Origin of the sequence: Lactococcus muris, assembly GCF_042849115.1 — a bacterium.
In the GTDB taxonomy this organism is placed as follows: Bacteria; Bacillota; Bacilli; order Lactobacillales; family Streptococcaceae; genus Lactococcus; species Lactococcus muris.
On the sequence record NZ_BAAFQO010000013.1, the window covers coordinates 1 to 12,361 of the forward strand.

General features: G+C 34.3%; 7 protein-coding genes. All 7 read left to right on the plus strand.

The window, feature by feature from the left end; all coding sequences use genetic code 11:
• Positions 1–267 precede the first annotated feature (267 nt).
• The 7 genes from ACGHCK_RS08305 to ychF all read left to right on the plus strand — a co-directional run bounded on the left by ACGHCK_RS08305 (position 268) and on the right by ychF (position 12,343).
• Positions 268–1,053, plus strand: a complete 786-nt coding sequence (locus ACGHCK_RS08305) for a ParB/RepB/Spo0J family partition protein (protein ID WP_251422221.1) — start codon at positions 268–270, stop codon at positions 1,051–1,053.
• A 258-nt stretch (positions 1,054–1,311) separates the two neighbouring features.
• On the plus strand, positions 1,312–2,670 hold the full coding sequence (gene dnaA / locus ACGHCK_RS08310; RefSeq protein ID WP_202230118.1) for a chromosomal replication initiator protein DnaA: 1,359 nt from the start codon (positions 1,312–1,314) through the stop codon (positions 2,668–2,670).
• Positions 2,671–2,836: 166 nt separating this feature from the next.
• Entirely contained in the window at positions 2,837–3,979 is a 1,143-nt protein-coding gene (gene dnaN / locus ACGHCK_RS08315) for a DNA polymerase III subunit beta (RefSeq protein WP_251422218.1), read from the plus strand.
• Between the two features lie 43 nt (positions 3,980–4,022).
• Positions 4,023–7,340: an ATP-dependent nuclease subunit B gene (gene rexB, locus ACGHCK_RS08320; protein WP_271328101.1), complete on the plus strand. Its 3,318-nt coding sequence runs from the start codon at positions 4,023–4,025 to the stop codon at positions 7,338–7,340.
• Positions 7,340–10,903 carry a helicase-exonuclease AddAB subunit AddA gene (gene addA, locus ACGHCK_RS08325; RefSeq protein ID WP_271328100.1) on the plus strand — a complete coding sequence of 1,188 codons (3,564 nt, stop codon included), beginning with the start codon at positions 7,340–7,342 and terminating at the stop codon, positions 10,901–10,903. The genes rexB and addA overlap by 1 nt, the downstream gene beginning before the upstream one ends.
• A gap of 2 nt (positions 10,904–10,905) precedes the next feature.
• Positions 10,906–11,109: a DUF951 domain-containing protein gene (locus tag ACGHCK_RS08330; protein WP_251422209.1), complete on the plus strand. Its 204-nt coding sequence runs from the start codon at positions 10,906–10,908 to the stop codon at positions 11,107–11,109.
• 118 nt (positions 11,110–11,227) lie between these two features.
• Positions 11,228–12,343 carry a redox-regulated ATPase YchF gene (ychF, locus tag ACGHCK_RS08335; protein ID WP_251422206.1) on the plus strand — a complete coding sequence of 372 codons (1,116 nt, stop codon included), beginning with the start codon at positions 11,228–11,230 and terminating at the stop codon, positions 12,341–12,343.
• The last annotated feature ends 18 nt before the right edge of the window (positions 12,344–12,361 follow it).

The window sequence follows — 12,361 nt, forward strand, 5'->3', positions numbered from 1 at the left end:
TTGAATCGACAGGTCTATACAAGAGGTCTCCCTCTCGCATATAGTCATTCTACTTTATTCAGTTTTCAATGGTCTATCATTCTCACAAGTCCCTCGCTTGCGACAACTATTATATTCTACCAAACTACTTACAAACTGTCAAGAATAAACTTTCCTTTTCCCCTTATTTTTTTATATGTATTCGGATATCCCCGCTGTTGTCTAATTTCTGAACTAGTATTTTTATGCTTTTTACTTCTTTTTTCTATTTTGTGGTATCATTAGCGCATGGAAGAAAAAATTTATCAATTAAATATAGAAGAAATCAGTAAAAATCCATATCAACCACGTAAAAATTTTGATAGTGATAAATTAAGGGAGTTAGCCCAATCCATAGAAGTAAGTGGTGTACTGCAGCCCATAATAGTTCGTAAGAGTAGTCTCTTTGGTTATGAACTTCTTGCGGGAGAACGGCGGTTACGTGCTGCAAAATTGGCAAATCTCGATAAGATCCCTGCAATTATTCGGATGTATTCAGATGATGATATGATGATTCTTTCTATTTTAGAAAATCTTCAACGTGATGATATGAGTCCTTTGGATGAGGCGAAAAGTATTCGAAAAATCATCGATAAAAGTTCCATGACACATGATGAAGTAGCCAAGTATCTTGGTAAGTCTCGTTCTTATATTTCAAATCTTCTCAGAATTTTAAAACTTCCTCATAGCATCCTTCTATTACTAGGAGATAAAAAAATAAGTTTAGCTCACGCTCGCACGCTTCTTGCTGAAGAAAATGAAGAAAAACAAGTTCTCTTGGCACAAAAAATTGTCAAAGAAAAGCTTAATGTTCGTCAACTTGAGGATATTATTTATAGAAAATCAAATAAAAAGATAAACAATAAGAAAAACATTTATATAGAAGAAAAGGAAAAAGAAATTACAAAATATCTAGGTATAAGTAATAAAATTTCGTATGATAAAAAACGACAAAAAGGGAAAATTGAACTCCAGTTTGATAGCTTAGAAAAACTAGAAGATATTTTGGAAATACTCACAAAAAATTCACAGTAAAGAGACTGTGAATTTTTTTATCCCAAACTTTATTCACATATTTTCAATTTTCCTTTTTTGTGGAAAAGTAACTAAACGCCGTAATAACCCTCGTTCACCTTGTGGAAAACTTCCCCTCTATCCACATTATCCACAATTTTGTGAATAGTTTTCCACTTTTGTGGAAAACTTGTGATTTTTTTTTAACAACGGTGGATAAATAGTTATCAACATGATATAATAGATTCTACTTAATTTTAATATATTTAGAGGAAAAATATGACTCTCCAAAAAGAAAAAAAGGAATTTTGGACGAGAGTAAAGGAATTAGCGAAAAAAAATATCAAACCACAGTCTTATGACTTTTTCATTGAGCCTGCCCAACTTTTAGAAATTGAAAATGACATTGCTACCATCATCGTTGGTGCAAAATTTCATAAAGATTTTTGGCGGAGTCAAGAAGGTCTTATCAGTACAGCAGGGTTTGAAGTTTTTGATCGTCCAATTCGTTTCAATTTACTTTCAGAAGAAGAAGTTTCAGAAAAAATTGAACAAGAAATGAATGAGCCAGATAGTTTGGATGAAGCTCCAGCACTTGCTACTCCTGAATTTACAAGATTAAATCCAAAGTATGTTTTTGACAATTATATTCAAGGTGAAGGTAACAAGTGGGCGAAAGCAGCAGCTTTTGCTGTAGCTGACAAACCAGGTGATGTCTATAATCCTCTCTTTATCTACGGAGGATCAGGGCTAGGAAAAACTCATCTGATGCACGCTATTGGTAATGAAATTTTAAAAGATAATCCTCATTCCAAGGTAAAATACGTGTCTGCAGAAACTTTTGTCAATGATTATGTCAATGCAACACGCAAGGGACAAATGGCGAAATTTGAAGAAACCTATCGTAATTTAGATATACTTCTTCTTGATGACGTTCAGTTCTTTAGTGATAAAGAAGGTACTCAAAATGAGTTCTTCAATACTTTCAATACTCTTCATGATCGTGGTGCCCAGATTGTCTTAACTTCAGATCGTATCCCACAAGAATTAAATAAGCTTGAAGAACGTTTAGTTACTCGCTTTTCTTGGGGACTGACTACTGACATCACTGCTCCAGACTATGAAACACGCATGGCTATTCTACAGACAAAATCTGAGAGTAGTAATCTTGAATTTCCTCAGGAAACACTGAGCTATATTGCTGGTCAAATTGATTCCAATGTCCGAGAACTTGAAGGTGCGCTCAATCGCGTTGAGTTTGTTGCCAAAACAAATAATCAGACGATTGTTAATATTGATACTGCCAGCGAAGCTTTACGGTCCCTAAAGAGTAATATGCAACAACCTTTATCAAATCTTACAGTCAAAAAAATTCAAGATGAAGTTGCAAAATACTATCATATTTCAACGGCAGACTTAGTCGGTCCTAAACGGCCAAAAGAAATTGCATTTCCGAGACAAATTGCAATGTATTTAATTCGTGAACTTTTAGCTCTCAGCCTCCCTGCTATTGGAAATGAGTTTGGGGGACGTGATCACACAACGGTCATGTATGCGCACAAGCAAATCAGTGAGAAAATGAAAAATGACATTGATGTTCAAAAAGATGTTGATGCCATCAAACGTCTCTTCCAGTAAGAAATTATTACTGTGGAAAACTTTTGTAAATTTCCTAAAGTTATCCTCCAGTTATTCACAGTGGAAAACTTAGCTTAATTCATATTTTAGCGTTTATCCCCATACTCACATAGCCTACTACTATTACTAATATATTTATATAAATAAATAAAAGAAAAGGACTCTCATGATAAAATTTTCAATTAACAAAGTAGCTTTTCAAAATGCATTAAAAATTACCAAACAAGCCATTGGTTCTAAGGTAACTATTCCAGCTTTAACAAAATTAAAAATTGAGGTTACAACAGAGGGAATTACTTTAACTGGTTCAAATGGTCAAATCTCTATTGAAAACTTTTTACCAGCAACTGATAGAGATGCTGGTATGCATATTTCTGATACAGGAAGTATCTTATTAGAAGCTTCTTTCTTTGAAAGTGTCGTCAGTCAAATGCCTGAACTTGCTTTAGAATTTAAAGAATTGGAACAAAAGCAAGTACTTTTAACCTCAGGTAAATCAGAAATCACATTAAAAGGACAAGATGCAGAGATTTATCCTCGTATTCAAGAAATTTCTCAGGAAAACCCGCTTAAGATTAATGTTGGCTTTTTGAAAGAAATTTTTACGGAAACAGTATTTGCTGTAAGTACACAGGAAAGTCGTCCTATTTTTACTGGGGTTCATTTGACTTTATCCGATAAAGTAAACCTTAAAGCTGTTGCGACAGATTCGCACCGTATGAGTCAACGACTTCTTGTTCTCGAAAATGAAGGAACGGATTTTGATGTTGTTTTACCAAGTAAATCTATTCAAAACTTCAAAAATGTTTTTAGTAATGATGAAGAAGATCTTGATATCTCATTGGCTAATAATCAAATTCTTTTTCGTAATGAACGCATCAGCTACTATAGCCGTCTAATCGAAGGAACTTATCCTGATACAAACCGCTTAATTCCTAATGAAGATGACTATAGCTTGAACTTGGTCTTTGATGTTGCAGCTTTACGTCGTACAATGGAACGTGCACGTCTCTTATCAAATGCTACAGCAAATGGCACAGTCAAACTTACAGTATCAGGAGACTCAGTCATTACAACAGCTAATTCACCTGAGGTTGGGAGTGTTCATGAAGAGTTGACAGCGATTGAAAAAAATGGTGAAGATATTGCAATCAGCTTCAACCCACAATATCTGATTGATGCGCTTCGTGTCATAAAAGAACCAGAAGTTCGTATCCGTTTCATTTCAAATGTTCGTCCTTTTACACTTCTTCCTAAGAATGATACAGACAGTTTCATACAGCTTATTACACCTGTCAGAACAAACTAAAAAATGTTAGAATAGACTTAACGAAAGTGAGGTCTATTTTTTTATGGAAATCATTTATACTGAAATTACACAAGATTTGACAGCTTTTCTTCTTGAGCGAGCAAAAAAAGCATTAAGAGAAGGAAAAAAAGTTTATTATATTGTTCCATCTTCAATGTCTTTTGAAAAGGAGAAAGAAATATTAGAACGTATTTCTTCAGGGGAAGATACCGCAGTTTTTGACTTACTGGTTACGAGATTTAAGCAACTTCCCTATTATTTTGATCGAAAAGATATAACGTTGCAAGGGAAAGTAGAACTCACTCAATCAGGATTGAGTATGCTTTTTCGAAAAGTCTTGAAGTCTTTTTCTAAAGAAGAGTTACCTTTTTATTACAGTTTACAGAATTCGCCAGCTTTTCTAGAAATGCTGGTTAATTTACGTGCAGAGTTAATTACAGCAAATTTGACCTTTGAAGATTTGCCTAAAAGCCCTAAAAACGCAGAATTATCTGCCATTTTGCATCGCTTTGAGGAGGAATTAAGGGCTTCTTATGCTAATTTTTCAGAGTTCCAAGATTTCACTCAAAATATAAGAGAGGGAAAGTTTACTCAAGATTTACAAAATACAGTGCTTATAATTGACGGTTATACTCGATTCAATGCTGAGGAAGAAAGCTTTATTTCTGCTATTCAAGAAGAAGTTTCAGAAATAATAATTGGGACATATGCCAGTGAAGTTGACTACAAGTTGACAGACTTTTCCTTGTCAGTTTACAAAAATTCCTTAGAAATGCTTGAACGATTTCAAAACAAATTCTCGGCTAAAATAAAGTATATGTGCAAACCAAAAGCAGAGACAGTTTATGATAAATTGACGGATTTGCTAAAAATGGAAACAAATTTTCTCCAGGACAATGTGAAAATTGAGTTGGATAGTCAAGATAAACGTCATTTTGAAATTTGGGAAGCTGAAAATCAGATGGCAGAGATAGAGGCTGTTGCAAAAGAGATTCGTCAGAAAATCACCAGAGGTGCCTCGTTTAAAGACTTTACAGTATTGGTAGGTGATGTTGATACATATGCTATACCTCTTCAAGAAACTTTTGAACTTTACGAGATTCCTTTTTTCTATGCCCAAGAAGAATCTATGAGTCAGCATCCCTTGATTATTTTTTTAGAGAGTCTTTATGCGATTAAAAAGAATAACTATCGGACTAATGATGTGGTCAATTTGCTAAAGAGCAATATTTACAGAGATGTAAACTTTGATCAAGAGAGCTTAGATTATTTTGAATACTATGTCAATAAATATAAAATTCGAGGAAAAAAGAAGTTTGTCAATTCTTTTGATGCGAGTGAATTTTTAGAAAGAGATAAAGTTGAGGCTTTGAGAGAAACACTTTTTGGAGAGCACTCGGCTTTGCAAGTATTTTTAAAAGGTAATTCAGAAAAAACAGGTAATGCATGGCTTAACAGTTTTCAAAACTTTCTCCAAAAAGGGAATGTTTTAGAAAATATGAACAGTCTTTACAATCAAGCAGAGCATGAAAACAATCATGGATTGGCGGACAAGCACGAGCAAGTTTGGAAGTTACTCTTGTCTAACCTAATGGAGTTTAAGTCTATTTTTTCTGAGCAAAAGATGAAAGTTTTAGAGTTTCTAGACTTGATTTTATCTGGTTTAAAAAATGCCAAATATCGTCAAATTCCAGCAAATGTTGATGTTGTAAATGTTAAAGACTATGAGCTTGTCGAAGCAAGGACCAATAAATATATATATGCTATAGGTTTAAGCTTGACTAACTTTCCAAAAGTAAAGCAAAATTCTAGTCTACTTTCCGATGAAGAACGTGCTTCCATCAATCAGAATGTATCTCATGATGATTTTCGCTTTATTGAACAGCTAAATGTGACAAACTCTAGTAAGAATACTTTTACAAGTCTTTCCTTAATTAATGCTGCCACGGATAAACTTGTTCTTTCAACGCCACAAATTTATGCCAATGTTCAAGATGAAATTTCGCCCCTATTACAGCTATTTATTAAACATACAAAAGCGGGAGAAAATATCAAGCGTGAGATTTCTTCGGTTAATCTTTTAGAAACCGTGGAACATATAGGTAATAAACGTTCTTTGATTTCAAACATTGGTAAAATTGAGCACTTGCTTGCCCAAGAGGAAGAAAAAGTAGAAAATGATAAACGCAACTTTTGGTCAAGCTTATTTCGAATTCTAGTTAAAGAAAGTTCAGATTTTCAAAGTCTGATTCACAACCTAGATCAAGATATAGCTCCTGTAGCCTTAGCAGCAGATACGGTAAAAGAAGTTTACAGTGATGAAATCTATGCCTCTGTCAGCAGTTTTGAACGTTTTTATAATTGTGAGTATCAGTATTTTTTAGAAAAAACTTTAAATCTTGAAATTTTTGAAAATATTGATTTAAATTCGAAAGTAGTTGGAAATTTCTTTCACGAAGTTTTTGAAAAACTTTTATTAAGTCCAAGTTTGACAAGTGAAAATTTCGATCAGCATTTAGAACGAGTTTTACAGGAAGTTGACAATAATTATGCGCGCTACTTTACACAAGATGCTACTGCACAATTTACTTGGGCAAATCTGGGAGAAATTGTAAAGCAGACAGCAGTTATTTTGAAAAAAGGCTTAGAGAATAGCCAGATAAAAACCTTATCAACTGAGGGTGCTTTTGGTTTCCCACATAGTGAACTGGGTGAGTTTACTATAGATAAAATTAGTCTTCGAGGGCGAATTGACCGAATAGATCAATTTTTTGAGAATAGTGTGGGAGCCGTTGATTACAAATCAAGTCAGCATAAATTTGATTTGGTTTCTGCCTATGATGGAACAAGTTTACAATTTCTTACTTATCTCGATGTCCTAAAACAGACGGCTGAAAATCAAAAATTATGGGGAGCGCTTTATCTGCAATTAAAAAATGAGAGTATCAATCTTTCAGATGTGAATTCTTTAGGTGAAATCGCGGCCTTATTATCTAAAAATATGCGCTATGAGGGACTTATTCTTGAGGAGTATAGGGATAAGATAAGTGAGGAAATCAATCTTGTAAATATCAATCGAAATAATGTTTATAGTGAGAGAGAATTTGAAAGTTTGCTTGAACTTAATAAAAAACATTATATTAGAGCTGGACAACGTATTCGTGCAGGTGAAATTGCTATCAATCCTGTGATGACTAAGGAAGGAATTGATAAGACAGGTAATGTACATGGTTGTCGATATTGTCCTTTGAAGTCCATCTGTCGTTTTGAGGCTAATAGACATATGAAAGACTATACACGTGAGGTAGATCAAAAAAGTCGAAAAGAAATTCTTGATGAATTGAAAGGAGAAAAAAGCTAATGACTGATGTGAAATTGACAGCAGAACAGCAAGAAGCTATATATAGTCAAGGTCATAATATACTTGTGTCAGCAAGTGCTGGCTCTGGTAAAACTTTTGTCATGGCTAATCGTATTGTTGAAAAGGTAAAAAGCGGAATTGCCATAGAAAGCTTATTTATTTCTACTTTCACTAGAAAGGCAGCAACTGAACTGCGAATACGTCTAGAAAAAGATTTGAAAAAGGCTAGTCATAAAACTCAAGATGTAGTTGAAAAACAGAGGATAAAAACAGCCTTACAAGATTTGGCTCACGCAGATATTGGAACAATGGATAGCTTTACTCAAAAGCTATTACGCACGCACTTTAATCGTGTTAATGTAGATCCTAATTTTAGGATTTTAGCAGATCAAACAGAAAGTGATCTTCTAAAGCAAGAGGTTTTTGAAGACCTTGTTGAACAATACCTTTCGGAGAGTTCTGGGATTGAAAAAAGAGCCAAAATACCTAAAAAAATATTTGAAAAATTGGTTAAAAATTTCTCAAAAGATAGGAATATCAAGGGTTTTCAAGATGTAGTTTATACGGTTTATAAATTTGCTTCAGCAACAGAAAATCCGGAAAAATGGTTAAAAAATGATTTTCTCAAAGGATTTGATTTATACCAAAAATTTTCCGATATCCCCGAAAAATTTGCACACGATGTAATGTGTAAATTGGAGGAATTTCTTCTCTTTTTAGAGAAAGCTTTAGAGGAAAAAAATCTGACGGCTAAAACTTTAGAGAAAGCACAGATTGTTTTGGATAATGGAGAGTATTTGATTGAAAGTTTAAGAGTTAGTGATTATGAACAATTTGCAGAAGTTTTTAAATCACTAGACTTTTCTCGGTGGTCTCTTAAAAAGGATGAAATTTTATCAGAAGTTTTTAAAACAGTAATTGGAACAAAGAGTAATCCGGGCTTAGTTCGTGAATTTTTAGAAAAAATCAAGCATTTGTCAACGATTGAAAAATATCAGCCTGAAGCAAAAAATTTGGCTGAAAATCTACAAAAATTTGTTCTTTATTTTTATCAGTCTTATTTGGATAAAAAATATTCGGAAAATGCTTTTGAATATTCGGATATTGCACACTTTGCAATTAAAATTTTGGAAGAAAATACAGATGTAGTAAGGGAATATCGTACCAAGTACAGCGAGATAATGATTGATGAGTATCAAGATACTAGTCATGTTCAAGAAGCGATGTTAAGATTACTAAGTAAAAACGGAGATGGATCCGACAATCTATTCATGGTTGGCGATATAAAGCAGTCTATCTATAGTTTTCGTTTAGCTGATCCGAGCCTTTTTCTAAAAAAATATCATGCTTATGCTAGGGAAGATAATCCTCATCAACTTATACGTTTGAAGGAAAATTTTAGGTCTCGTGGAGAGGTTCTTGAATTCACAAATGAAGTTTTTAGACATTTGATGAATGAAGAAATTGGTGAAATGATCTATGGTAAGGAAGAAGAGCTCATTCAAGGAAATCTGGTAGATTACCCAGAGAAACTTGAAAAAAATTATTATCCAGAGCTCCTTCTTTATGAGGAAGATTCAACTGAAGATGAAAGAGATCAAATCAGTGATGGTGAAATTAAGATTGTTGCTCAACAAATTAAAAATTTAATGGCTTCAGATGCAAAGTTGAACTATAAAGATATTGCTTTGTTGGTACGTTCAAAGTCCCAAAATAACAAAATAGAAGATATTCTTAGAGATTACGATATTCCGGTTGTACTTGATGAGGGGCGAGTTGATTTTCTAAAATCACTTGAAGTAATATTGATTTTGGATGTTTTGCGTGCGGTTGATAATCCACTCTATGATATTCCTTTGGTTGCAACATTGCGTTCACCTATGTTTAATTTTACAGAGGATGAGCTTACCCGAATAAGTCTTAATGCTGGTTCTGATACACGATTTTGGAAAAAGTTACAGATGTCAGATGGGAAAATGATAACACCTGTTCTTAAAGAAAAAATCACTCAGTTTTTGAACAAGTTTACATCATGGCGTAAACTTGTAAACGAGCTTCCGATTCATGAGTTGCTTTGGAAAATTTATACGGAAACCTACTATCTTGACTATGTTGGTGCCCTTCCAAATGGTGAGATGCGTCAAGCAAATCTTCAAGCCTTGTCAACACGTGCAGAATTGTACGAGAAATCAGGTTATAAGGGCCTTTTTAGATTCATAAAAATGATTGATAAATTTATGGAACAAAATAATGATCTTGCTTCTGTAAATATCAAGTTGTCTCAAAATGCTGTAAGAGTAATGACATTTCATAAGTCCAAAGGATTGGAGTTTGATGTTGTTTTCTTGATGAATTTACAAACCAAGTTTAATCAAAGAGATTTAAAAGAATCTGTAATATTGACACGTGAAAATGGCTTGGGGATGAAATATACAGCAGATTTAAAAAAGGAAGAGGCTGTTGAAACGGACTTTCCTTATGCTTTAGTCAAGATGGATACACTGCCTTATCTTGTGAATAAGGAGTTGAAACGAAATGCGACACTGTCTGAAGAGATGCGTGTATTGTATGTCGCATTTACGCGTGCAAGGAAAAAACTTTACATGGTGGGAAAAATCAAGGAGAAAGAATTAGAAAAATATGCGGATATACATCTGGAAAATGGTATTCTTCCAGACAAATATCGTCGGTCAGCAACTGGCTACCAACATTGGCTTCTGGCGCTTCAAACAGCCCATTCTTTACCGATGATTATTAAAATAAATACTTCTTCTGATTTACAGGATACCAATAAAAAGTTTACAGTACGTCCCAACTTTAAAAAATTAGCAGAAGACTCAAAAAAATTTGACAGAATAATGGACACTATTGATGAAGTAAAACAGGCGCGTGCAGTAATGGATTATGAATATCCAAAAGAGGCAGCAACACAATTGTCTAGTATTCAAACACCAAGTCAAGTGAAAAAGAAAAGCTATGAAAAGCAATTGGAACTTGGTAATATTTTGCCTACAAGTGAGTACGTGCGTGTGAAACAACTTGAATTGTTGGATCTTGACCAACATAAAATTACTGCAGCAGAAATTGGTTCGGCTACACATAGTTTTATGCAACGTGCAGATTTTTCAAGACCAAATTTGTTTGACTTCCAACAAACACTGGATCAAATGGAACTTCATGATGAAGTGAAAAATAAAATTGATTTACCCAAAATCCTGACTTTATTTGACACAGATTTTGGTAAAGTGCTGGTTGATAACGTGGAGCGTACAATCAAGGAAGCCCCTTTTTCTATGTTGAAAACAGATGAAGTTGCACAAGAACAATATATTGTTCGAGGAATATGTGATGGCTTTATCAAATTTGAAGATAAGATTATCTTGTTTGACTATAAGACAGATTATTTCCGCAGTAATGATCAAATTTCTGAAATCAAGAAGAATTATGAAGTTCAGATGGAACTTTATGCAGATGCTTTAAGAAAGGCATATGGTGTCAATCAAGTTGACAAGTATTTGATTTTATTAGGTGGTCCTCGAAAAGTCGTTGTAGAAAGGATTTAGGAATGTTAGATTATGACTTAGGCTCAATTGTTGAAATGAAAAAACCTCATGCCTGTACAATAAAAGCAACAGGGAAAAAAGCGAACAGTTGGGAAATTATTCGCATGGGCGCAGATATCAAAATCCGATGTACGAATTGTGAACACATAGTTATGATGAAGCGTAATGATTTCAATAAAAAAATAAAAAAGGTTGTGACAAAGTAGTCACAATCTTTTTGTTCAGTTTTATCTAAAGAAGCTGATAGAATATGCTTTTTTGTCTTTTTTCATGATTTACGGTATAATTGGATGACTATAAAATTTGACGGAGAAATGAATAAACATGGCTTTAACAGCAGGTATTGTCGGCCTTCCTAATGTCGGAAAATCTACTCTTTTTAATGCAATTACAAAAGCGGGTGCTGAAGCAGCAAACTATCCTTTTGCGACCATCGAGCCTAATGTAGGTATGGTTGAAGTTCCCGATGAACGCTTGACTAAAATCACAGAATTAATCAAACCTAAAAAGACAGTTCCTACAACTTTTGAATTTACAGATATTGCAGGGATTGTAAAAGGTGCCTCTAAAGGTGAAGGTTTGGGGAATAAGTTCCTGGCTAACATTCGCGAGGTGGATGCAATCGTGCACGTGGTTCGCGCTTTTGATGATGAAAATGTGATGCGGGAAAATAACCGTGAGGATTCTTTTGTTGACCCATTGGCAGATATCGAAACAATTAATTTAGAGTTGATTTTGGCCGATTTGGAGTCAGTAAACAAGCGCTATGCGCGTGTTGAAAAGGTTGCGCGTACAGTTAAGGACAAGGATGCAATTGCAGAATTCAATGTTTTGTCTAAAATCAAGCCTGTTTTGGAAGAGGGAAAATCTGCGCGAACAGTAGAATTTAATGAAGATGAGCAAAAAATTGTGAAGCAACTTTTCTTGCTGACGACAAAACCTGTCCTTTACGTCGCTAATGTAGGTGAAGATGAAGTAAGTGCTCAAGATGACATTGAGTATGTAAAACAAATTCGTGAATTTGCAGCGACTGAAAATGCAGAAGTTGTCGTTATTTCAGCGCGTGCTGAAGAAGAGATTGCAGAACTTGACGATGAGGACAAAGCAGAGTTTCTTGAAGCACTTGGTTTAGAAGAATCTGGTGTTGATAAATTAACAAAAGCTGCTTATCACTTACTGGGACTTGCAACATATTTTACAGCTGGTGAAAAAGAAGTACGTGCTTGGACCTTCAAACGTGGCATGAAAGCTCCTCAACTGGCAGGAATCATTCATAGTGATTTTGAAAAAGGATTTATTCGTGCTGTAACCATGTCTTATGATGATTTAATGAAATATGGTAGTGAAAAGGCCGTCAAAGAAGCAGGTCGTTTACGTGAAGAGGGTAAAGAATATGTGGGACAAGATGGCGATATCATGGAATTCCGCTTTAACGTTTAGGGCTCTTCCCCAAGCTTT

What these genes read in the sequence shown, in the direction of transcription:
- ACGHCK_RS08305 (WP_251422221.1), top strand. Translation starts at nt 268, where the DNA reads ATGGAAGAAAAAATTTATCAATTAAATATAGAAGAAATCAGTAAAAAT.
- ychF (WP_251422206.1), top strand. Translation starts at nt 11,228, where the DNA reads ATGGCTTTAACAGCAGGTATTGTCGGCCTTCCTAATGTCGGAAAATCT.
- addA (WP_271328100.1), top strand. Translation starts at nt 7,340, where the DNA reads ATGACTGATGTGAAATTGACAGCAGAACAGCAAGAAGCTATATATAGT.
- ACGHCK_RS08330 (WP_251422209.1), top strand. Translation starts at nt 10,906, where the DNA reads ATGTTAGATTATGACTTAGGCTCAATTGTTGAAATGAAAAAACCTCAT.
- dnaA (WP_202230118.1), top strand. Translation starts at nt 1,312, where the DNA reads ATGACTCTCCAAAAAGAAAAAAAGGAATTTTGGACGAGAGTAAAGGAA.
- dnaN (WP_251422218.1), top strand. Translation starts at nt 2,837, where the DNA reads ATGATAAAATTTTCAATTAACAAAGTAGCTTTTCAAAATGCATTAAAA.
- rexB (WP_271328101.1), top strand. Translation starts at nt 4,023, where the DNA reads ATGGAAATCATTTATACTGAAATTACACAAGATTTGACAGCTTTTCTT.